Below are 20,118 nucleotides of genomic sequence, written 5' to 3' on the forward strand. Positions count from 1 at the left end.
AAGCTATTCGCGGCGCAGGATTTTCTCGGTCAGGGCCGAGCCCCACCAGCTGGCCATGAAGCCGTCATGGCACGCCTGGCGGTCATACTCGGTACGCACCCAGTCCAGAAACGCGATCGGCGATTGCGCATTTCTCTGACGATAGAGGTCAAAGAAATGATCGAGCATGCCGGTCTTGCCCTGCTTGATATGGCCGTATTTGAACGAGAGTTGCTGGACGGCCTCCTCGAACGGGGCCTTCTCGTGCAACAGCTTGTACATCACCGCCACGATGCCCGCCCGGTCCGCGCCGGACTTGCAGTGCATGAAGGCGGGATAGGCGATCTCGTCGAAGACTTTGATCAGATGCTCGATGCGCTCCACATAGGGCGCCTCGCGCGAGCCCCAGGGCAGGTCGACGATATCCAGGCCGATCTGCTCGCAGGTGAAATGCTCAAGGTCGTAGTAATGACGCCCCGGCTGCGTGCCGCGCAGATTGAGGATCGTCTTGAACCCCATATCCTTGAGCTCCTGCAGGCGTTTGGGGCTTGGCTGATTGCCCCGCCACATCTCGCCGCCCACGCGGTGCATGTTGTGAAAGCGCTGGCGCAGCACGCCATGATCGCCCCACATGAGGCCCTTCATCGCGCGCTTGTAATCGACCGGGTCGTTCAGATCATAACTCATGGCGGGCTGAAGTAAGGCGCTTGAGCGCGGCTTGCAATGGCTTCGCGCGTGCGATTGACGCGCACGGAATGCTTGACGGATCGCCCCGGGGCGGCGATCCAGCGAAGACCATGTTGAAGTCCATTGTCTCTTCCGCGCCGGTTCAGGCGCTGATCGCCGCCCTGCTGGCGGGCTATATGAGCCTTGTCAAAGCCACCACACGCTGGGACGTGCGCGGGCTCGAGCACGCCCAGCCGGTCTGGGACAGCGGCGACGGGGTGATCGGCTGCGTCTGGCATGGCCGCATCCTGATGACCATCGCGGCCTGGCCCAAACGCGTGCAGCCGCCCGCCATCCTGATCTCGCGCTCGCGCGAAGGCGATGTAGTGACCAAGGTCGCCCGGCATCACAAGGTCGGCGTGGTGCGCGGCTCCTCACGCAACAAGAACAAGACCAAGGAAAAAGGCGGGCTCAGCGCCTTTCGGGAAATGGTTCGCTGGGTCGAGGGCGGCGGCTGCATGGCGCTGACGCCGGACGGTCCGCGCGGCCCGCGCATGCGCGCCGGGCTGGGCGCCATCAAGCTCGGCCGCGCCACGGGCGCCCCGCTTCTGGGGCTGGGTTGGTCCACCTCGAACGCCATCCTGTTCAAGAGTTGGGACCGCTTCATGCTGCCGCTGCCCTTTGGCAAGGGCGTCATCGTCTGGACCGAGCCGGTCCTGATCCCTAAGGACGCTGACAAGGCCGCGCTCGAAACCGCCCGCGCCACGCTGGAAGCGCGCATGATCACGGCGAATATGGAAGCCGATCTCGCCTGCCGCGGGGAAGCCATCACCGCCGCGCCGAAGCCGGACGACCAGAAGGACGCGGCATGAGCGCGCCGGGCCTGTCGCTCTATCGTCTGGCCGCAAGCGCGCTGAAACCCGCCGCGGGCTGGCTTCTGAACAAGCGCGCCCGCGATGGCAAGGAAGACCCGGCCCGCCTGAATGAACGCCGGGGCGACGCGCAAATACTGCGCCCTCAAGGCCAGCTCATCTGGATTCACGCCGCCAGCGTCGGGGAAAGCCAGATGGCGCTGACGGTCGCCGAAGCGCTGCTCGCCCGGCATGAAAACGCCCATGTGCTGATCACATCAGGCACCCTCACCTCGGCCAGCCTGATTGCGCGGCGCGGGCTGGATCGCCTGATCCACCAGTTTCCACCTGTAGATGCGCCAGACTGGGTGAACGCCTTTCTGGATCACTGGCGGCCTGATCTCGCCGTCTTCACTGAAAGCGAGCTGTGGCCGAACCTGATCCTCGCCGCCAAGGCGCGCGGCGTGCCGCTAGCGCTAATGAATGCGCGGATGAACCGCAAATCGCTAGAGGGCTGGGCCCGCTGGCCCGGCAGCGCGAAAACCCTTCTGGGCGCGTTTGACTGGATTGGCGCCGCGGACCAGCGCACGGCGGACGGGTTGTCACGCCTGATCGGCTGCCCCGTCGAGAAAGCGGGCAATCTCAAGCTGGAATGCGGCCTGCCCGCGCCCGATCCGGAAGCCTTGAAAGCGGCGCAGGACGCCATTGGCGAGCGCCCGGTCTTTGTCGCGGCCAGCACCCATGAGGGCGAGGAAGCCCTGATCGCAGCGGCCCATGTCGAGATCCTGAAATCCCGACCGGACGCCCTGATGATCCTCGCGCCGCGCCATCCCGAGCGCGCCGAAGCGGTAGCGGCGGTTCTGAACGAACACGGCTTGCCCCAAGCCCGCCGCTCACAGCGCGAAACGCCGGACGGCAAGCCGGTCTGGCTGGCCGACACGCTGGGCGAGATGGCGCTGTGGTATGGGTTGTGCCCGGTGGCGGTGATTGCGGGCAGCTTCAAGCCCGGCATTGGCGGACATAACCCGATCGAGGCGAGCCGCGCAGGCGCTCTGGTCATCACCGGGCCTCATGTGGACAGTTTTTCCGATGTCTATGGCGTCTATGACGCCCATGAAGCGCGCCTGATTGCAGAGACCGCCGAAAGCCTTGCCCGGGATGTCGTCACCTGCTGGCAGGGCCGCGCCTTGCATGTCCGCGATGCGCTTGCGGCGTTAAACGCCTTGCCGGGCGGGGCCTTGCCCCTCACCCTGTCTCACCTGAACCGGCTTCTCGACCAAGGACGGCCCTGATGCGAGCCCCGCCTTTCTGGGATGATACAGCGCCGCGCAGTTCGGCGGCTCTGACGCGCGCCCTCCTGTCGCCGCTGGGGGCGATCTACGCCTGGGCCGGGGCGCGCCGCATCCGCACCACCACGCCTGCCCCTGCGCCGGCGCCCGTCATCTGCGTGGGCAATCTCACCGTGGGCGGGGTGGGCAAGACGCCCGTCACCGCCGCCCTGATGCGCGCCGCGCACCAGAAGGGGCTCAAGGCCGCAGGCCTCAGCCGGGGCTGGGGCGGCAAGCTCGCAGGTCCGGTCCGGGTTGATCCCAAGCTTCATTCCGTCGCCGATGTGGGCGATGAGCCGCTTTTGCTGTCGCGCCTCGCGCCGGTCTATGTCTCCCGCCATCGCCCCGAAGGCGCGAAACTGGCCGCCGATGAAGGCGCCGATGTCATCATCATGGATGACGGGCACCAGAACCCCAGCCTTGAAAAGACGCTCTCCATCGTCGTCGTGGACGCCGTATCGGGCTGGGGGCCGGGCACGATCTTTCCGGCCGGCCCGTTGCGCGAACCGGTGAAGGACGGGCTTGCGCGCGCGGACGCGGTGATCGTGATGTGCCCCAGCGCGGATTTCACGCCCGACCTTGAAAAGCTCCAGCTCTCAGATCTCGAGATCCCGGTGCTCACCGCCTGGCTCGCGCCTGAAGCCGCCCCGCCGTCGGGGCCGCTACTGGCGTTTGCGGGCATTGGCCGCCCGCAGAAATTCTATGACGCGCTGGAAGCCGCGGGCGGGACTTTGGCGGACACCGCGAGCTTTCCCGACCATCACGCCTTCACCCGCGGCGAGATCGACAGCCTTGCCGATCTTGCTGAAAGCCATAACGCCACCCTCATCACCACCGAGAAGGACCATGTGCGTCTGCCCGGCGGGGTGAAGGGCTCGGTCACCGCCTGGCCCGTGCGCGCCGTCTTCCGCGAGGAAGCCCGGCTGGACGCCCTTCTGGATCAGGCGATGGATTCCTTCGCCGCCAGACCTTAAGTCAGTGCCATGTCAGATCTCATGAAATCCATCAGCTTCCGCGCCGAAGCGCTCGGCTGGGACGCCTATCAGGGCCTGTTCCGCTCCATGGGGCTGGAGCGCGCCTCTAATTATGGCGCGAAGCTTCTGCGTACGCTGGGCCCGAAAGTGTCCGTCCATCACGTCGCGCGGGTGAACATGCAGATCGCCTTCCCCGAAGCGTCCGAGCGGGAGCTCGATGGGCTTCTGGACGCCATGTGGGATAATTTCGGACGGCTGGTCGGCGAGTTTCCGAACACCCACCGCTTTGATTTCAGCCCGACCAGCGACCAGATCGAAGTCGAAGGCGAGGAGATCCTGGCCGAGCTTGACCGTCAGGGTCAGCCCGCGGTGCTGATCGGCGGGCATTTTGCGAACTGGGAATTGATGGCAGCGGTGATCGTGCGTCACCTCAAGGATTGCCGGATCACCTATCGCCACGCCAACAACCCCTTGATCGACCAACGCATCATCGACCAGCGCAAGGCCTATGGCATCAACATCCTCGCCCCCAAGGGCGGGCATGGCGCCAAGGAATTGATGCAGGCGCTGAAATCGGGCGCCTCGGTTGCGCTGATGAACGATCAGAAGATGAATGACGGCATCGCCGCGCCCTTCTTCGGCCGTATGGCGATGACCGCGCCCGGCCCCGCCCGCATGGCGTTGCGCTATGACTGCCCGCTGGTGCCCATGTCGATCCGGCGCAAGGATGGCGCCCGCTTCAAGGTGACGATCTACGAGCCGCTGGCCAAGCCTGACGGTCAGGGCGCCGACGCCATCCTTGAGACCGTCACCACCATCAACCGCTTCATCGAAGACCGCATCCGCGAAGCTCCCAGCCAATGGTTCTGGGTGCACCGCCGGTTCGAGAAGCCGCTCTACAAGCAGGCGAAGGCGGAGGGGTAAGCCCCCAACAGCCTGAATTCCCGGGCGAGCGGAGCGAAGACCCGGGACCTCCCTCCACGTTAAGCGCCTCATCCTGATGGAGGCCCCGGCTCTGCGCTGCGCTTGGCCGGGGTTTCAGCGATTTACCGCAAGCCGCTCGGGTCAACCTCGAGCGCTTCGGCGGGGTCGATATAGCGATTGTGCCATTTGATGCGCCAGTCCAGATGCGCCCCGGTGGAGCGACCGCCTGAGCCGACCTCGCCAATCACCTCGCCCTGGGCGACTTGCTGACCGACTTCCACGTTCACAGCGCCCAGATGCAGGAAGGCGCTGGTCAGGCCTTGGCCGTGATCGACGAAGATCAGCCCGCCTTCATAATACATGTCAGGATCGGCCAGCGTCACGACGCCCGCGGCGGGCGCGACGACCGGCGTGCCGCCCGGCGCCGCGATATCGATGCCATAGTGGGGCCGGCGCGGTTCGCCATTATAAAAGCGCTGGCTGCCATAGACGCCCGTCAAACGGCCTTCGACCGGCATGATGAAGGCGCTGGCGAAGCCCTCCCCCGTCCAGCGCGAGGTATAGGCGTTGCGCTTTTCCCGGCCCTCGGCGCGGATGCGTTCGAGCACCTCTTCAGGCGGGGTGACATATTCCTGCGGCACGCCCTCGATGCGCTGGATGTCATACTCGCGCTGCTGGACGCTGATTGTCTCTTCATAGCGGCCATCGGGCAGAGCCACGGTGAGCGTGGTTTGGGCTTCGGCGTCCCGGTCATGGCCCAGCACGACCCAGCCTTCATCATCGGCTTCAACCGTAATGTCGCCAAGCGTGACGCTGGCGCCCGGTCGTGTCCGGCACACGATCATCGCGCCCTGGCGATGGGTTCCGGCGCAGTTGATCGGCGCAGCGGCGGGCGCCGTCTCCGCGATCAGGGCGGCCATGGGATCAGCCGCGCCCTCCGGCGCAGCAGCGACGGATTGAACAAGGGCGAGCGCGGCGATCAGAACCATGAGAGCTATCCTATCCCTATCCGGGTTTTTGCTGCTTGGCGGAGCCGGGGCCCTGATAGACCTCGCGCCAGCGCGCGGTGGCTGCGTTGGCGTCAAGATACGCTTCCTGCAGCTCGGCGGACCAGTAACGCAGATTGTTCAGCGAGATTTTCTCACCCGTCACCGCGCATTTCACATACGCGCCGGGCTTGAGGATCATGAAATCGGCATCGCCGAATTCCAGCGTGGCTTCGCCCGCGAAATCACGATCAAAGGAGGGCAAATCAGTATCGGTCATGATGCTTTCCTATCACGAGAGCCTTGGAAAGCGGAAGACGGCAAACAGCGCTGCGCCTTGACCGACTCACACCCGCTCGCGAGTTTGGTTTCATGACCCTGATCCGCCGCCTGTCACCCGAAACCGTCAACCGCATCGCCGCCGGCGAAGTGGTCGAGCGCCCCGCCAGCGCCGTCAAGGAGCTGGTGGAAAACGCGCTCGATGCGGGCGCGCAACGCATCGACATCCGTATCGAGGGCGGCGGGCTGACCCGCATCGTCATCGAGGATGACGGCTCGGGCATGGATGCCGAAGGGCTGGAAACCGCCATCGAGCGGCACGCCACGTCCAAGCTGCCCGTGGGCGAGGACGGTCAGGATGATCTTCTGAACATCCATTCCATGGGCTTTCGCGGCGAGGCCCTGCCCTCCATCGGCTCGGTCGCGCGCCTCAACATCACCACTCAGGATGAAGAACTGGGCGGCGCGTGGGAGTTATCCGTCGAGGGCGGAACTAAATCCGGTCCCCGTCCCGCCCCCTCGCTGGGCCGTCGCGGCACGCGGGTGGAAGTGTGTGATCTGTTCTACGCCACGCCTGCGCGGCTCAAATTTCTCAAATCCGAGCGCGCGGAAAGCACCGCCGTCGCCGATGTGATCAAGCGTCTCGCTCTGGCGCGTCCCGATGTGGGCTTCTTCCTGACCGTCGATGGCCGCGCGCGCGTCTCCGCGCCTGCCGAGAGCACACAGGATCGCGATGAAGCGCGGCGCGGGCGCCTGTCGTCCATTCTGGGCGCAGACTTTGGCGAGAACGCGCTCGTCATCGATCAGGAGCGCGAGGGCGTGCACCTGACGGGGCTCGCCAGCCTGCCCACCTATAATCGCGGTTCGAACCAGCACCAGTTCCTGTTCGTCAATGGCCGCCCGGTCAAAGACAAGCTGATCGTCGGCGCGGTGCGCGGCGCCTATCAGGATTTTCTCGCCCGCGACCGGCACCCGGTCGTCGCGCTCTATGTGGACCTGCCCTCGAGCCATGTGGATGTGAACGTCCATCCCGCCAAGGCCGAGGTGCGCTTTCGCGATTCCGGGCTGGTGCGCGGTCTGATCGTGGGCGCGCTGCGTCATGCGCTGGCGGGGGCGGGACATCGCGCCTCCACCACCGTCGCCGGCTATGCGCTTGGCCGCGCCCGCCCCGAAGGCGCGCCGACCCACGCCCTTCCCCTGACCCGTGGCAGCTCGATCTCCAGCGGCTGGACGAACCGGCCCTCCCCGGCCTGGGAAAACCAGCTCAGCGAGCATCACGAGACCTCGGGCTATGGCTATGGCGAATCCCAATCCGGGCCGTCCCAATATGGGCGCGGCGATCTCGCGCCGGGCATGTCCGCCCGCACCGAGCCGTCCTATGGCGGCGAACCGGCGGACGGCGCCTCTGCGCCCGAAGCGCATACGCCGGACTATCCGCTGGGCGTCGCCCGCGCGCAGGTGCACGCCACCTATGTGATCGCCCAGACCGAGGACGGGCTCGTCATTGTCGATCAGCACGCTGCCCATGAGCGTCTGGTCTATGAGCGCATGAAGAAACAGCTCGCAGATACGGGCGTGGCGCGACAAGCCTTGCTGGTGCCTGAAATCGTCGAGCTTGATGAGGCCGAGGCGCGCCGCGTGCTCGACCGCGCCGACCAGCTCGCCGAGCTGGGCCTTGTGATCGAACCGTTCGGCCCCGGCGCGCTGGCTGTGCGTGAAACCCCCGCCCTTCTCAAACGTCTCGATGTACAGGGCCTGATCCGCGATCTGGCTGACGAGATCGCCGAATATGACGAAGCGCTGTCGCTGAAGGAAAAGCTCGAAGAGGTGGTGGGCACCATGGCCTGCCACGGCTCGGTGCGCTCGGGTCGACGCCTGACGGGCGATGAAATGAACGCCCTCTTGCGCGAGATGGAAGCCACGCCCCATTCGGGCCAGTGCAATCATGGCCGCCCCACCTATGTGGAGCTCAAACTGGCCGACATCGAACGCCTGTTCGGGCGGCGTTAGGAGTGGTGAACGCGCAAGCCATTGAACGCGTGCATCAATTTATTTCCTAACAAAAGGTTTCGCACCTTGCCCGCCGGGTCCTCATTTTGCATAAGCAGAGCGAGGGACCGTGACGGGGGAAATCGTGCATCATTTTCGCACAATGCTTGTTCTGGCGCTTTTTTGCGCGCTGCTTGCTGGATTTACGCCCGCGCTGGCGCAGGGTGGTTCGGGCGACGAAACGATTGTCATCCACCAGATGAATGTGCGGAACACCAGCATTGATCTGAGCGGCACGCCGCCGACCATCCTGATCGATTACGACATTGAAGATGTGTCAGAGGATAATCCGGGTCTGGAAATGCTCGTTGTTCACCCCCTTAACGATGAGGGTGAGCTAATCGATTTCGATTTCAGAGTGGTGTCAGGAAGCGCGTGGTTTGCTGACCACCCCCTTCGGGCCACAGGCACACTGGAGCTTGAAGTGCCCGCCCTTCTGCCGCCTGGCGAATACGACCTGGCAGTCACGGTCTATCGGTTTGAACGAATAAAGGTCATTGATAGTCAACTCGATATCGCCACGCCGGGCACGGTCACGCTCTTCAGAGGCGGTGACGGCCCCTGGAACACGCCGCCGAGCTTTTCAGGCATCTATGGGACCATTGAAGACACCAATGTCACCTACCACCCAGGATCACATGGCTATCATGTTCGAATGCTTGACAATAACCGCTCCGGACTCGTGTCCCTGACGGTCGAATTATTCAAGGATGGGGTCAGCACCGGCTCACGCGTGTCCCATGTCCTGCCCGATGATATGGCCAGGTCTTCTGGTCCCCCTCCCGGCGGTTATCTGAGTACGGGGATCAACCTCCCGCAAACCTTGAGCGATGGTGAGCATGAGGTCGTCTTCACTGTCACAGACGCATCGGGCCTCTCTTCTACTGAAAGCCGAACTCTGGACGTTACCAATTTCAGAGATGAAGACACGCCGCCCGTCATTGAATCCGTCTCGTTCAGAGACGAATCCATAGATCTGGGCGAGAAATACACCCCTCCTCCATTTATCGTGCTTTATGAGTTTTCTGATGTTGGCATAGGGGTTTCTAAAGTTGACTACATCCTCGTCAATCAAGAGGACGCGTCCGATCGCCAAACGCGGACCATTGCATTTGACTCTCCGACCCTCAGCGTTTCCGGCTCTCATTCCCTTACGAACGCGTTTGATCTGAATGCCGGACGCTACACTCTGGCGGTTCGGCTATACGACGATGCCGGCAATGAGACCTATGCGGAAAATCTCGACAGCATCGAGATCACGAGTGACGACACGCAGAACCCGTATGTCAATTCGCTGACCCTGACGCCCAATCAGATCGAGACCAGCCCCACTGTAACGCCTGCATCGCTCAATTATTCGCTGCGGGATCCGGGCACGGCTGGCCTGCGCGAACTCAGTCTCACCCTGCGCGACGTCAACGATGCAAGCCGGACCTACGCGATCACCCCGCTTCGGTTCACCCGTGAATCGCGTCTGGACAGCCAGACCCGGATCAGCCTGCCCGCCTCCTTGCCAGCCGGGGAATACTTCCTGCGTTATGAGCTCAAGGACGCCGCCGGCAACACCGAAGTCGGGTCCGCCAATGAACGCCTGACCGTGACAGGCGGGCCTGTCGGCCCGGTTTTCACCGCGCTTGGCGCAGCCTCGGACCGGATTTTCACCAATGATCCCTCTGGCGAGCTGGTAGTGACCTATGCCTTGCAAGACGGGGATGAGCGGGGCCTGGGCTGGATCCAACTGAGCCTGGAAAGCGAGACCTTACCGAACGCGGAGTCCGGCAATATCTCCCTGGGAGGCGTAGCAACGGCGCATGGCGCTTACGGCTTTCCGCTCAATACGCTTGCGCCTGGACGCTACCGCCTGGTCGCCACGGCGAGGGACACTCAGAACAATGAAGCCACTACGCGCGATGTGCTGGCCGGAACACCGGAATTCATCGACGTGCTTGCTCCCAATCAACGTCGCTTCGGCCCGTTTGACTGGGCGGGTGCAGGAACGACGGAACATCCCTTCCGCGACATCTACCGCCTGAGCGGCCTGTCCCATGGCGCCCCCGTCGCCATCACGTACGAGAGCACGCAGCACCGGCTGAACGAGGTTGAAACCTGCGCGGTCGACATTGTGCCCCAGCGCTATAACGGCTCGGAATACCTGATCCTCTCCCAGGACATTCCGGCGCAATGCAACCCTCAGACCTATCAGCAAGCGCAAATGCTGATCACCTTCGCGCATGCGGACGACATGGAGACCAGCACGCTGAGCCGCTTCAAGATCAGCCCGCACGGCCATCTGACCGATATGGGGTCTGACCACGCAAGCGCACCGCTCGCGTTTGATTCGCGTCAGGCCCTGCAACTGGAATTCGGCCCGTTTGAATGGGTGGAAAACGGCCAGAGCCGACAGCATCAGATCCTGTTCAGCAATGTCAGCGGCGTCCGTCAGATCGATCTCGCTTTCGCCAATGCGTCCAACGCCGGTTTTGCAGGCGCATTCACCGACTGCACGATCCACCGCACCCCCGCCAGCCGGGATGAGACCCATTTCCTGCTGTCGCCCGCCATGCTGGCGGCGTGCGGGGATTTTGGCCGCGCGGACCTGACCGTCCGCCTCAGCGCACCGGACCCGTGGATACAGCCCTACACGTCGGCCGCGCGTTTGATCACGACAACCGAAAATGCTGTCAGCGACTTCAGTGCGGACTTCACCCCGGCCCGCAGCCCGGAGCTGACGTCCCAGTTGGGCGGGCTGACACTGGCCGTCTATCCGGCATTTGAATGGACCGGGGACGCCAACGCCCCCACCTCGAACCTGTTCCGCCTTGCGGGTCTGAACGGCGGCGCTCCGGTCTCCATCACCTTGCGCGCACTGCAGGATGAGGATTGGACCGATTGCGACATCCCGGTCAGCGTCGCAAACACCGGCGCGTTTGACTATGTCCTCACCTCGCAGGCCCTCGCCGCCTGTGACGCATTCGGGCGCGCTGATCTGCAATTCCGGGTCACCTATGCGACCGCCAACCAGCGCAGCGCCCCGCCAGCATTGCGCCGTCTCGCCGTCGGGGCGCATGGCGATCTCACCGATTTCGGCTTTGATCTGGATGATCGGGACGCCCTTGCCCCGACACCGATTGCGGACGGCATGGCGGAGATCGTGTTCGGCCCGTTTGAATGGACCGGCGATCATACGGTTTCGACCCAGAACGTGTTCCGCATCTCAGGGATCACCGGGGCGCCGGACAGCATCGACCTCGCTTTGATGAACGCCACCACAGAGGGCTACACAGGCGATTTCACGGACTGCTCGCTGCTGATCCGGCCCTATCGCGTGGGCCGGAACGAGTTTGTCATTGCGTCCAATGATCTGGTGGACTGTGGCGGCTTCCTGCGCGCTGACATTCGTTTCCGCGTCCGGGCCCAGGCCGATCAGTTCGAAGATGAAGTGCGCATGCGCCGTTTCGCGGTGACGCGCAGCGGCGGCCTGACCGATTTCGGATCCGACAATCCGCGCTGATGCTCGCCCGCGCCCCCACTCTGTCGCAGCCAGATTGCGGCGCTTTCACTGGACCGGGCGGGGCGGGCCCTGCTAAGCCTGTTCAAATAGGGAATGCAGGGACTTGATCATGCAGCGAATGTTCGCGCGGAAACGCCCCGCCGGATCGTTCACGATCTTTGGCTTCATCACCGCCGTCCTTGTGCTGATCGCCGACCAGGCCAGCAAATTCTGGATCCTGAACGGGCTTGATCTTGATGGGCGCGACCCCCAGCAGGTCGAAGTGCTCGCCCCCTGGTTCAACCTGTCCATGGTCTGGAATCACGGTGTCAGCTTCGGCATGTTCCAGGCCGACACCCCCGCCCAGCGCTATCTTCTGGCGGGCGTGTCGCTCGCCATCGCCGGCGTGCTGGTGGTGTGGATGTTCCAGACCACGCGCCGGCTTCAGGCGCTGGCGTTCGGCCTGATCATTGGCGGCGCCATCGGCAATGTCATTGACCGCTTCCTGTACGGCGCGGTGGTCGACTTTCTGGACTTCTCGGGGCTTTACTTCCCCTATGTGTTCAACGTCGCCGACGCCGGCATTTGCGTGGGCGTCGCGGTCCTGGTCCTTGATCTCGTCCTGAACGGGGACCGCTGAACGGTTTCGAGCGGCGCCCGGCCTCTGGCCAGAGCGTGCGCCTGTCTGATACAAGCGGTGAGAACCGCCTCTGAAAGCGAGCTTTCGACCATGCGTATGCGCACCGCACTGATCCTTTCCGCCACCGCCCTGTTCGCGTTGACCGGCTGTAATTCCGGCGTCCGTCAGGCTTTGGGCGTGGACAAGACCACACCGGACGAGTTTCGCGTCGTCACGATCGCGCCGCTGTCGGTGCCGCCGGAATACAACCTCACCCCGCCGCGTCCGGGCGAGCTGCGCGCCGAAGACATGTTCCAGGACCAGCAGGCGCGCCGCGCCCTGTTCGGCGACCTGTCCTCGTCCAACGCCACCGATGCGGAAATCCTGTTCGCGTCGCGTGCGGGTGCGGCTGACGCCAACCCGAATGTGCGCGCCATCATCGACGGCGAATCCGCGTCGCTGATCCGCAAGGATGAAAGCTTCGCCAACCGCATCCTGTTCTGGCGCGACAATGAGCGCATCGTCCAGCATGGCGGCGAGCCGATTGACCCCGCAGAGGAAAGCGCCGCGATCGAGACCGTCACCGGCGGCGGCGAAGTCGAGATCGAACGTCGCCGCAGCACGCGTCGCAAGCTGCCGGGCCTTTAAGCCCCAGCCGTACAAACCTGAAAACGCCCGGCCCTGCGCCGGGCGTTTTTGCATTCAGCCTCCCCTTTCCTGCCGCAAGAGGTTTGACACTCGCCCCGGAGGCGGACACTTTTGCGGTTAAGCTCTGAAGAGCAAAAGGGGAGAGACAGACATGATCCGCACCATCGCCGCACTGGGCGCGCTTGCCGCGCTCTGGCCCGCCAGCGCTCGGGCGCAGGACGCCGAGCCGCTGACCGTCATTCATGCCGGCCATCTGATCGCCGCGCCGGGTGAAGAGCGCGTGCGCAGCGAAGTGTCGATCCTGGTGCGCGGTGACGCCATCGAAGCCATCGAGAGCGGCTATGTCAGCCCCGAGGGCGCACAGATTGTCGATCTGTCAAACGCCTGGGTGATGCCCGGCTTCATTGACGCCCACGTCCACATCACCAACCAGCAAGGCCCCGGCCGCCGCATCGCCGCCTTCACCGAAGGCAGCGCGGATCGCGCCGTTGACGGCGTGCTCTATGGCCACCGCACCCTGATGGCGGGCTTCACCACGGTTCAGGATGTGGGCGGCGACATGGAAGCCGTGCGCGCCCTGCGTGCGGGTGTCGAGGCAGGTGACTTCCCCGGCCCGCGCATGCGCATCGCCGGCGGCGCCGTCACGCCCACGGGCGGACATGGCGACGCCAATGGCTGGAGCGTCGAGGTGCTGCGCGCCAATGGCAGCCCCTATGCCTGTAATGGCGCGGATGATTGCGCGCGCGCCGTGCGCCAGCTGGTTCAGGAAGGCGCGGACGTCATCAAGATCACCGCGACGGGCGGGGTTCTGTCCTCCACCGGCGCAGGCGTTGAACAACAATTCTTCCAGGAAGAGCTCGAAGCCATTGTGGGCGCTGCGCATATGATGGGCCGCCGGGTGACCGCCCATGCCCATGGCGTGACCGGCATCAACGCCTTCCTGCGTGCGGGCGGGGATTCGGTTGAGCACGGCACCTATCTCGATCGCGACTCCATCCGCCTGTTCCGTGACAATGACGCCATCCTCGTACCCACCGCCATGGCGGGCGAATGGGTGGCCAATCAGGCCGATGCGGGCTGGATGACGCCGTTCCAGGCCGCCAAGGCCCGCATGGTCGGCCCGCTGATGCTCGAAATGGTCCGCCGCGCCCATGAGGGCGGCGTCACCATCGCCTTCGGCACCGATTCCGGCGTTTCCGCCCATGGCGACAATGCCCGCGAGTTTCTGCTCTACACGCAAGCCGGCATGACCGAGATGGAAGCGCTGGCCACCGCCACCACCGTGGGCGCCCGCCATGTGCAGCTCGAAGACACGATCGGCCGCATCGCACCGGGCTTCTCCGCCGACATCGTGGCCACCAATGGCGATCCGCTGGAGAACATCGAAGAACTGATGGATATCGACTTCGTCATGGCCCGCGGCGTGGTGCACAAGAACGAAGAGTAAGGCTTATGACTGCTGCTCTTGCCGCGCTCCATGACTGGATGGAAGAGCATCCGTTTCTGACTCACCTGTTCGGACCACTGGTGGGGGCGCTGATCGCACTGGTGATCGTGCCCTTTCCGTGGATGCTCTTGGCAAAGGGAGTCCCAGCCTTGGGCGTCCCCGCCCTTCCAGAAATCAGCTTGAAAGGGCTGCTGACAATCGCTGGCCTTGCAGGTTTTCTGACGCTTGCTGCGCAATGGCTTCAGATCAATAAGGACTCGCCCCCGGCAAATCTGTTTCCAGACAAGCGCGGCTGGGTGCGGACAGGCGGATCAGTGCTCGCCCTGTCTCTCTGGTCTGTATTGGGAATGATGATCGCCGCCAGCTTGTCCATGTCTATGAACTAACCGCATTCATACACTCACATCACCCCGGGGACGGTCTTGTGGCTTTGTCAAAGCTACTTTGAACTAATGACCCGAAAACCTTTAGAGACTGCCCATGTCCCAACTTGACGATACCTTCTCCGGCACCAAGCCGGTCGCTGATGCGCTGAAGTTTGACCAGTCCGCGCTGGAGCGCTGGATGGAAGAGCATGTGGAGGGCTTCAAGGGTCCGCTGAGTGTCGAGCAGTTCAAGGGTGGTCAATCCAACCCCACCTACAAGCTCTCAACGCCGGGCGCGCGCTATGTGCTGCGTCGCAAGCCGCCGGGCAAGCTCTTGCCGTCCGCCCACGCGGTCGATCGTGAATACCGGGTGATGAAGGCCTTGGGCGAGCAGGGCTTTCCCGCGCCGCACATGTTCGGCCTGTGCGAGGATGACAGCGTCATCGGCACCGCCTTCTACATCATGGATTTCGTTGAGGGCCGGATCTTCTGGGACCCGTATCTGCCCGATCTGAACCCCGATCAGCGCGGCGCGATCTATGATGCGTCCAACGCCACCCTCGCCCAGCTACACACCATCGACCACGAGGCCGCGGGACTGGGCGATTACGGCAAGCCGGGCAATTATTTCGAGCGTTCCATCGGCCGCTGGTCCAAGCAGTACAAGGCGGCGGAAACCGAAGCCGTGCCGTCCATGGACAAGCTGATCGAATGGCTGCCCGAGCACGCCCCGGCGCAAGAGCGCACCAGCGTCGTGCATGGCGATTACCGCCTCGACAACATGATCTTCCACCCGACCGAGCCCAAGGTCATCGCTGTGCTCGACTGGGAACTGTCCACGCTGGGCGATCCGCTGGCGGACTTCACCTATCAGCTGATGCAATGGCGCACGCCCAAAGACATCCGCAACGGCTTCCTGGGTCAGGATCTCAAGGCGATGGGCATCCCGACCGAGGACGAATACGTCAAAGCCTATTGCGAGCGGACCGGTCGGGACGGCATCCCCAAGCTCGACTTCTATTTCGCCTACAACATCTTCCGCCTGACCAGCATCGTACAGGGCGTCTATGCCCGCTCGCTGCAGGGCAATGCCTCCAATGAAAAGGCCAAAGAGATGGGCGCCCTCGTCAAGCCGATGGCCGATTACGCCTGGAGCATCGCCGAAGGGGCTTAGGCTCTCTTCTCCCTTCCCTCTCATACTGTCATTCACCGGTTTATCCGGTGAATCCATGCCGTGACCTGTGATCCAAACAACCGGCATGGATCCCCCGCATACAGCGGGGGATGACAGGTATGGGATAGCCCCTCACGCCGCCTGTGAGCGCGGCCAGACCGCTTCGGACGCCACCAGCGCCCAGAGCACGATAAAGGGCTGGAAGAGCGGTCTGAGCGCGTAATAGGCCGCATCCCCGCCCAGCCCCGCCACCGCGCCGCCGGTTTCGGCCACATGGGCGTTGGCGATCACCATCACGCTCAGCATCATCGCCAACCCGACGCCCGCCAGCGGCCTGAGGTCAGGCAGGCCCAGACGCCGGTAGACGAGCGTGGGCAGCAGCAGCGCAATCCCCGCCAACAGCTCCAGCCCGCCCGTGATCTCCACCAGGTGGAAGTCATAGGGCGCGAGATAGTCCGGGATCATCGGCTGATAGCGCGCGGCGCCGTTCGCGAAATGATCGATCCCGGTATAGACGAACCCGCCGCCCATGCCGCGTCGCAGGGCCAGCCGCCAGTTGCGGCGATCCTCCCAGATCCATTGCGGGATATAGGCGATCAGCGCGATCACACTCATCAGAAACAGGAATTTCATGGCACGCCTCCCGCGCAACTTAACACCGTTAAGTCATAGCTAACACTGTTAGCTTTCTGGCGCAAGTTCGTGTTATGAGAGGGCGCCTCAGGAGAGCGAGAATGAGCGACCAGGACCTGAAAACCCGGCTGATTGAAGCCGCCCACGCCATGATCCGCAGCGGGGAGAGCGTCACGCTCAGCCTGCGCGCGGTTGCGCGGCAGGCCGGGGTCAGCGAGGCGGCGCCCTATACCTGGTTCAAGGGCAAGTCCGAGCTGATCGCCCATGTGGCCGCGCTCGGCTTTGACGCGCTCAACGCCCGGCTCGCCAATTGCCCCGAAGCGGGCGATCCGGTTGAAACCCTGTGCGCCATGGGGCGGGCCTATCTTGATTTTGCGCAAGACGAACCGGCGCTCTACGCGCTGATGTTCAGTGATGACGCCGGGCTCGACCGCACCGCGCCCGTTTATCAGAGCGCCAGCGCCGCGTGCTTTGACCGCCTCAATCAGATCGCCAGCGCATGCGCGCGGGTCGAGCCTGACAGCGAGACCGGGCAGAAAGCCGCCCTCGCCGCCTGGTCTCTGGTGCATGGGCTGGCGCAATTGCCGCTCGAGCGACCGGCGGACGCCATCTCCCGTTCTGATGCCGCCCACTGGTCCATGCGGGCGCTGGCCGAAGGCCTGTCGCGGGTCTGGGCCTAACGCCCCAGATGGCTGAGGAAAGGCGCGCCCAGCGCGGCCGCCATGACGAGCTCGAAGCCCAGCCCGATCAGATTATAGCGCGTGCGCGTCTCCTGCCCGCCATCGGCCAGCATAGACACGCCGCGCCCGATCACCATGCCCAGCCAGTAGCAGCTGGCCGCGAAGGTCGAGCCCATCACGGCCCCGGCGCCCGCCTGAAAGCTCATCACGATTGTCAGGATCACCGCACCATGCAGCAGCAAGAGCGCGCCGCCATAATTGGCGCGAAACTCGGCGAAACCGCCTTTCCAGCGCGGGTCGGGCATGAGCCGGACAACGGTCTGCGCCCAGCGCGGCGCCAAGAGGGCCGCGCCCCCCATCACAAAGCCCAGCAAGGCGGCCAGACCGGCGAACAACCACGGCGTGGGATACTCAAACATCAGCGTCTCTCAGATGGCTTGACTGGAATACGGCTCAGCCCCCGTTCCAGATCACTTTCGCCCTGCGTCCGCGTCAACGCAGGCATAAAAAAAGCCCCGGCGCAGCGCGCCGGGGCTTTGGGCTCGTCTCAAAGGGGCCTAGCCGTTCAGCCACTTCTTGGCTTCAAGCCGGGAAATGGTGCGCTCATGCACTTCATCCGGGCCGTCGGCCATGCGCAGGGTGCGGATGCCGGCATAGGAATAGGCGAGCGGGGTGTCGTTGCTGACGCCGCAGCCGCCATGGGCCTGAATGGCGTCATCGATGACTTTCAGCGCCATGCGCGGGGCGGCCACCTTGATCATGGCGATTTCGCCACGGGCGACCTTGTTGCCCACGGTGTCCATCATCCAGGCCGCTTTTAGCGTCAGAAGACGGCATTGCTCGATCTCGATGCGGGCGGTGGCGATGCGGCCTTCCCAGACCGAATGCTTGATGATCGGCTTGCCAAAGGCTTCCCGGCTCATCAGGCGCTTGACCATCAGCTCCAGCGCGCGCTCGGCGGCGCCGATGGTGCGCATGCAGTGGTGGATGCGGCCCGGGCCAAGCCGGCCTTGGGCGATCTCGAAGCCGCGGCCCTCGCCCAGAAGAATGGCCGAGGCGGGCACGCGCACATTCTCGAGCTTGATTTCCATATGGCCGTGCGGGGCGTCGTCATAGCCGAACACCGGCAGGAAGCGCTCGATGGTGATGCCCTCGGCGTCCGCCGGGACAACGACCATGGACTGCTGGGAGTGGGTGTCGGCGTCGGGGTTGGTCTTGCCCATGACGATGAAGACCTTGCAACGCGGATCACCAGCGCCCGAGCTCCACCATTTGCGGCCATTGATGACGTATTCGTCGCCATCTTTCTCGATCCGGCATTCGATATTGGTGGCGTCGGCGCTGGCCACGGCCGGCTCGGTCATCAGGAAGGCGGAGCGGATCTCGCCCGCCAGCAGCGGCTTGAGCCATTTCTGCTTGTGCTCTTCGGTGCCGTAGCGAACGAAGACTTCCATGTTTCCGGTGTCGGGCGCGGCGCAGTTGAACACTTCGCTGGCCCACGGCACGCGGCCCATCTCTTCAGACAGCGGCGCATAATCGGAGTTGGACAGGCCGGCGCCTTCTTCACTGTCAGGCAGGAAGAGATTCCACAGCCCGGCGGCCTTGGCCTTCGCCTTCAACTCCTCGATGATGGCCGGGACCTGCCAGCGGTCGGTGCCGAAGGCGGCCATCTGCGCGGCATAGACCGGCTCATTGGGATAGACGTGCTCGTCCATGAAGGCGCGAACGCGCGCCAGATAGTCTTTGCACAGGTCTGAGTATTCAAAATTCATGGCGTCTGGCCTCCCCTTGGCGGCGTTCGGAACACGATCCGCCGAACAGTTCTTAAGAGCTTATCTAATTATGGACATGTCGGCGCAGAAATCCAGCCATAAAACCCTGCGTCACAATGGCGCCCGCCGCAGGGCGTGCTAGCATGTGCAGCAATTTCAAGGGTGAAAGGCTTGCTCATGTCCTCGCTTGTGATTGCCCCCGATGATCCGGCCCGCGCCGATGTCACCGCCCTCCTGCAGGCGCACGCCGCTTTCGCGCTGGAGGAATCGCCCGCCGATGCCTGCCACTTCCTGGATGTGCAGGGCCTGAAGACCCCGGACATCAGTTTCTGGAGCGCCCGGCGGGACGGCGAGACCCTTCTTGGCGTCGTCGCCCTGAAAGCGCTCGATGAGCGCTCGGGTGAGGTCAAATCCATGCATGTAAGCCAAGCCGCGCGTGGCAAAGGCGCCGGACACGCCCTGATGGCGCACCTGATCAACGAGGCGCGCAACCGCGGCTATCACGCACTCTGGCTGGAAACCGGCAATACTGAAGGTTTTCAGAGCGCCCTGCGTCTTTATGGCCGGCTCGGCTTTGAAGTCTGCGGGCCGTTTGGCTGTTACAAGGAAACCGATTTCAACGTCTTCATGACGCTCAAGCTTGAGGCGAACCATGCTGCTTGAACCTGAACTCCTGGAAAACGCGCATGTGCGCCTGGAGCCGCTCAAGGAGGCGCACCGCGAAGCCCTGAGGCCATTAGCCCAGGAAGAGGAGATCTGGGCGCTGACCTCAAAACGCGGCGATGGCGCGCATTTCGATCCCTGGTTTGATCTGATGCTGGCCGGACAGGATAGCGGCGCCCAGATCAGCCACGCCGTCTGGTCAAAGGCGACGGGCGCCTATGCCGGTCATACCGCCTTCCTGCAGATCGACCGGGACAATCAGCGCGTCGAGATCGGCTGGACCTGGTATGGCGCGGCGTATCGCGGCGGGGTGACGAACCCGGCCTGCAAGGCGCTCTTGTTCGAACACGCGTTTGGCGGCGGCGCCGAGCGGGTGGAACTCAAAACCCATCACCTCAATGAGCGCAGTCAGGCGGCGATGCTCAAGCTGGGCGCCATCCGCGAAGGAACCCTGCGCAGCCATATGCGCACCTGGCGCGGCGACCGCCGGGACACGGTGTTCTTCTCGATCCTGCCTTCCGAATGGCCAGGCGTTAAGGCCGGTCTCGACCTGCGACTTGCAGGCGCTTGAGTTTCCATCGGAACGCGTGA

At 63.9% G+C, this 20,118-nt stretch carries 20 protein-coding genes; 14 read left to right on the top strand and 6 right to left on the bottom strand.

All coding sequences use genetic code 11. From position 1 onward, the window contains the following. Nucleotides 1-3 precede the first annotated feature (3 nt). Nucleotides 4-666, bottom strand: coding sequence for a fused DSP-PTPase phosphatase/NAD kinase-like protein (locus ACFELO_RS10485; protein WP_440957717.1), 663 nt, complete (start codon nucleotides 664-666; stop codon nucleotides 4-6). Nucleotides 667-776: 110 nt separating this feature from the next. On the opposite strand from ACFELO_RS10485, the gene ACFELO_RS10490 reads away from it, so the two are divergent. Genes ACFELO_RS10490 through ACFELO_RS10505 form a run of 4 tightly spaced genes read left to right on the top strand, consistent with a single transcriptional unit; the run spans nucleotide 777 to nucleotide 4,722 of the window. Further along, nucleotides 777-1,517: a lysophospholipid acyltransferase family protein gene (locus tag ACFELO_RS10490; RefSeq protein WP_440957718.1), complete on the top strand. Its 741-nt coding sequence runs from the start codon at nucleotides 777-779 to the stop codon at nucleotides 1,515-1,517. Further along, the gene (locus ACFELO_RS10495) at nucleotides 1,514-2,788 is read left to right on the top strand and encodes a 3-deoxy-D-manno-octulosonic acid transferase (RefSeq protein WP_440957719.1); all 1,275 of its coding nucleotides are present in this window, start codon (nucleotides 1,514-1,516) and stop codon (nucleotides 2,786-2,788) included. Before ACFELO_RS10490 ends, ACFELO_RS10495 begins: the two co-directional genes overlap by 4 nt. Further along, a complete protein-coding gene (gene lpxK, locus ACFELO_RS10500) occupies nucleotides 2,785-3,798 on the top strand; it encodes a tetraacyldisaccharide 4'-kinase (RefSeq protein ID WP_440959914.1) in 1,014 nt (337 codons plus the stop codon). Before ACFELO_RS10495 ends, lpxK begins: the two co-directional genes overlap by 4 nt. A 9-nt stretch (nucleotides 3,799-3,807) precedes the next feature. After that, nucleotides 3,808-4,722 carry a lysophospholipid acyltransferase family protein gene (locus ACFELO_RS10505; RefSeq protein WP_440957720.1) on the top strand — a complete coding sequence of 305 codons (915 nt, stop codon included), beginning with the start codon at nucleotides 3,808-3,810 and terminating at the stop codon, nucleotides 4,720-4,722. A gap of 122 nt (nucleotides 4,723-4,844) precedes the next feature. On the opposite strand, the gene ACFELO_RS10510 is transcribed toward ACFELO_RS10505, so the two are convergent. Next, on the bottom strand, nucleotides 4,845-5,711 hold the full coding sequence (locus tag ACFELO_RS10510) for a M23 family metallopeptidase (protein WP_440957721.1): 867 nt from the start codon (nucleotides 5,709-5,711) through the stop codon (nucleotides 4,845-4,847). A gap of 16 nt (nucleotides 5,712-5,727) precedes the next feature. After that, nucleotides 5,728-5,988: a DUF2093 domain-containing protein gene (locus ACFELO_RS10515; RefSeq protein WP_440957722.1), complete on the bottom strand. Its 261-nt coding sequence runs from the start codon at nucleotides 5,986-5,988 to the stop codon at nucleotides 5,728-5,730. 92 nt (nucleotides 5,989-6,080) lie between these two features. On the opposite strand from ACFELO_RS10515, the gene mutL reads away from it, so the two are divergent. The 7 genes from mutL (at nucleotide 6,081) to ACFELO_RS10550 (ending at nucleotide 15,779) form a co-directional block, all read left to right on the top strand. Further along, entirely contained in the window at nucleotides 6,081-7,997 is a 1,917-nt protein-coding gene (gene mutL, locus ACFELO_RS10520; RefSeq protein ID WP_440957723.1) for a DNA mismatch repair endonuclease MutL, read from the top strand. 124 nt (nucleotides 7,998-8,121) lie between these two features. Then, nucleotides 8,122-11,547, top strand: coding sequence for an Ig-like domain repeat protein (locus ACFELO_RS10525; protein ID WP_440957724.1), 3,426 nt, complete (start codon nucleotides 8,122-8,124; stop codon nucleotides 11,545-11,547). Between the two features lie 118 nt (nucleotides 11,548-11,665). Beyond that, a complete protein-coding gene (gene lspA / locus ACFELO_RS10530; RefSeq protein WP_440959915.1) occupies nucleotides 11,666-12,166 on the top strand; it encodes a signal peptidase II in 501 nt (166 codons plus the stop codon). Nucleotides 12,167-12,256: 90 nt separating this feature from the next. Then, nucleotides 12,257-12,793: a DUF3035 domain-containing protein gene (locus tag ACFELO_RS10535; protein WP_440957725.1), complete on the top strand. Its 537-nt coding sequence runs from the start codon at nucleotides 12,257-12,259 to the stop codon at nucleotides 12,791-12,793. A 151-nt stretch (nucleotides 12,794-12,944) separates the two neighbouring features. Further along, on the top strand, nucleotides 12,945-14,240 hold the full coding sequence (locus tag ACFELO_RS10540) for an amidohydrolase family protein (protein WP_440957726.1): 1,296 nt from the start codon (nucleotides 12,945-12,947) through the stop codon (nucleotides 14,238-14,240). Between the two features lie 5 nt (nucleotides 14,241-14,245). Continuing rightward, a complete protein-coding gene (locus tag ACFELO_RS10545) occupies nucleotides 14,246-14,626 on the top strand; it encodes a hypothetical protein (RefSeq protein ID WP_440957727.1) in 381 nt (126 codons plus the stop codon). A gap of 94 nt (nucleotides 14,627-14,720) precedes the next feature. After that, nucleotides 14,721-15,779, top strand: coding sequence for a phosphotransferase (locus tag ACFELO_RS10550; protein WP_440957728.1), 1,059 nt, complete (start codon nucleotides 14,721-14,723; stop codon nucleotides 15,777-15,779). A gap of 132 nt (nucleotides 15,780-15,911) precedes the next feature. On the opposite strand, the gene ACFELO_RS10555 is transcribed toward ACFELO_RS10550, so the two are convergent. After that, nucleotides 15,912-16,412, bottom strand: coding sequence for a DoxX family protein (locus ACFELO_RS10555; RefSeq protein ID WP_440957729.1), 501 nt, complete (start codon nucleotides 16,410-16,412; stop codon nucleotides 15,912-15,914). Between the two features lie 101 nt (nucleotides 16,413-16,513). On the opposite strand from ACFELO_RS10555, the gene ACFELO_RS10560 reads away from it, so the two are divergent. Continuing rightward, entirely contained in the window at nucleotides 16,514-17,092 is a 579-nt protein-coding gene (locus ACFELO_RS10560) for a TetR/AcrR family transcriptional regulator (RefSeq protein WP_440957730.1), read from the top strand. Here ACFELO_RS10560 and ACFELO_RS10565 read toward each other — a convergent pair. After that, nucleotides 17,089-17,511 carry a hypothetical protein gene (locus ACFELO_RS10565; protein WP_440957731.1) on the bottom strand — a complete coding sequence of 141 codons (423 nt, stop codon included), beginning with the start codon at nucleotides 17,509-17,511 and terminating at the stop codon, nucleotides 17,089-17,091. The two genes, ACFELO_RS10560 and ACFELO_RS10565, sit on opposite strands and share 4 nt — an antisense overlap. Nucleotides 17,512-17,649: 138 nt before the next feature. Beyond that, the gene (locus ACFELO_RS10570; RefSeq protein WP_440957732.1) at nucleotides 17,650-18,864 is read right to left on the bottom strand and encodes an acyl-CoA dehydrogenase family protein; all 1,215 of its coding nucleotides are present in this window, start codon (nucleotides 18,862-18,864) and stop codon (nucleotides 17,650-17,652) included. 177 nt (nucleotides 18,865-19,041) lie between these two features. On the opposite strand from ACFELO_RS10570, the gene ACFELO_RS10575 reads away from it, so the two are divergent. Both ACFELO_RS10575 and ACFELO_RS10580 read left to right on the top strand, forming a co-directional pair. Further along, nucleotides 19,042-19,527 (top strand): GNAT family N-acetyltransferase, encoded by a 486-nt coding sequence (locus ACFELO_RS10575; RefSeq protein ID WP_440957733.1) that lies wholly within the window; start codon nucleotides 19,042-19,044, stop codon nucleotides 19,525-19,527. Continuing rightward, on the top strand, nucleotides 19,517-20,098 hold the full coding sequence (locus tag ACFELO_RS10580; protein ID WP_440957734.1) for a GNAT family N-acetyltransferase: 582 nt from the start codon (nucleotides 19,517-19,519) through the stop codon (nucleotides 20,096-20,098). Before ACFELO_RS10575 ends, ACFELO_RS10580 begins: the two co-directional genes overlap by 11 nt. Nucleotides 20,099-20,118 lie beyond the last annotated feature (20 nt).

It is taken from the genome of Oceanicaulis sp. LC35 (assembly GCF_052055585.1).
Classification (GTDB): Bacteria; Pseudomonadota; Alphaproteobacteria; order Caulobacterales; family Maricaulaceae; genus Oceanicaulis.

What these genes read in the sequence shown, in the direction of transcription:
- ACFELO_RS10485 (WP_440957717.1), bottom strand. Translation starts at nt 666, where the DNA reads ATGAGTTATGATCTGAACGACCCGGTCGATTACAAGCGCGCGATGAAG.
- ACFELO_RS10490 (WP_440957718.1), top strand. Translation starts at nt 777, where the DNA reads ATGTTGAAGTCCATTGTCTCTTCCGCGCCGGTTCAGGCGCTGATCGCC.
- ACFELO_RS10495 (WP_440957719.1), top strand. Translation starts at nt 1,514, where the DNA reads ATGAGCGCGCCGGGCCTGTCGCTCTATCGTCTGGCCGCAAGCGCGCTG.
- ACFELO_RS10505 (WP_440957720.1), top strand. Translation starts at nt 3,808, where the DNA reads ATGTCAGATCTCATGAAATCCATCAGCTTCCGCGCCGAAGCGCTCGGC.
- ACFELO_RS10510 (WP_440957721.1), bottom strand. Translation starts at nt 5,711, where the DNA reads ATGGTTCTGATCGCCGCGCTCGCCCTTGTTCAATCCGTCGCTGCTGCG.
- ACFELO_RS10515 (WP_440957722.1), bottom strand. Translation starts at nt 5,988, where the DNA reads ATGACCGATACTGATTTGCCCTCCTTTGATCGTGATTTCGCGGGCGAA.
- mutL (WP_440957723.1), top strand. Translation starts at nt 6,081, where the DNA reads ATGACCCTGATCCGCCGCCTGTCACCCGAAACCGTCAACCGCATCGCC.
- lspA (WP_440959915.1), top strand. Translation starts at nt 11,666, where the DNA reads ATGTTCGCGCGGAAACGCCCCGCCGGATCGTTCACGATCTTTGGCTTC.
- ACFELO_RS10535 (WP_440957725.1), top strand. Translation starts at nt 12,257, where the DNA reads ATGCGTATGCGCACCGCACTGATCCTTTCCGCCACCGCCCTGTTCGCG.
- ACFELO_RS10540 (WP_440957726.1), top strand. Translation starts at nt 12,945, where the DNA reads ATGATCCGCACCATCGCCGCACTGGGCGCGCTTGCCGCGCTCTGGCCC.
- ACFELO_RS10545 (WP_440957727.1), top strand. Translation starts at nt 14,246, where the DNA reads ATGACTGCTGCTCTTGCCGCGCTCCATGACTGGATGGAAGAGCATCCG.
- ACFELO_RS10550 (WP_440957728.1), top strand. Translation starts at nt 14,721, where the DNA reads ATGTCCCAACTTGACGATACCTTCTCCGGCACCAAGCCGGTCGCTGAT.
- ACFELO_RS10555 (WP_440957729.1), bottom strand. Translation starts at nt 16,412, where the DNA reads ATGAAATTCCTGTTTCTGATGAGTGTGATCGCGCTGATCGCCTATATC.
- ACFELO_RS10560 (WP_440957730.1), top strand. Translation starts at nt 16,514, where the DNA reads ATGAGCGACCAGGACCTGAAAACCCGGCTGATTGAAGCCGCCCACGCC.
- ACFELO_RS10565 (WP_440957731.1), bottom strand. Translation starts at nt 17,511, where the DNA reads ATGTTTGAGTATCCCACGCCGTGGTTGTTCGCCGGTCTGGCCGCCTTG.
- ACFELO_RS10570 (WP_440957732.1), bottom strand. Translation starts at nt 18,864, where the DNA reads ATGAATTTTGAATACTCAGACCTGTGCAAAGACTATCTGGCGCGCGTT.
- ACFELO_RS10575 (WP_440957733.1), top strand. Translation starts at nt 19,042, where the DNA reads ATGTCCTCGCTTGTGATTGCCCCCGATGATCCGGCCCGCGCCGATGTC.
- ACFELO_RS10580 (WP_440957734.1), top strand. Translation starts at nt 19,517, where the DNA reads ATGCTGCTTGAACCTGAACTCCTGGAAAACGCGCATGTGCGCCTGGAG.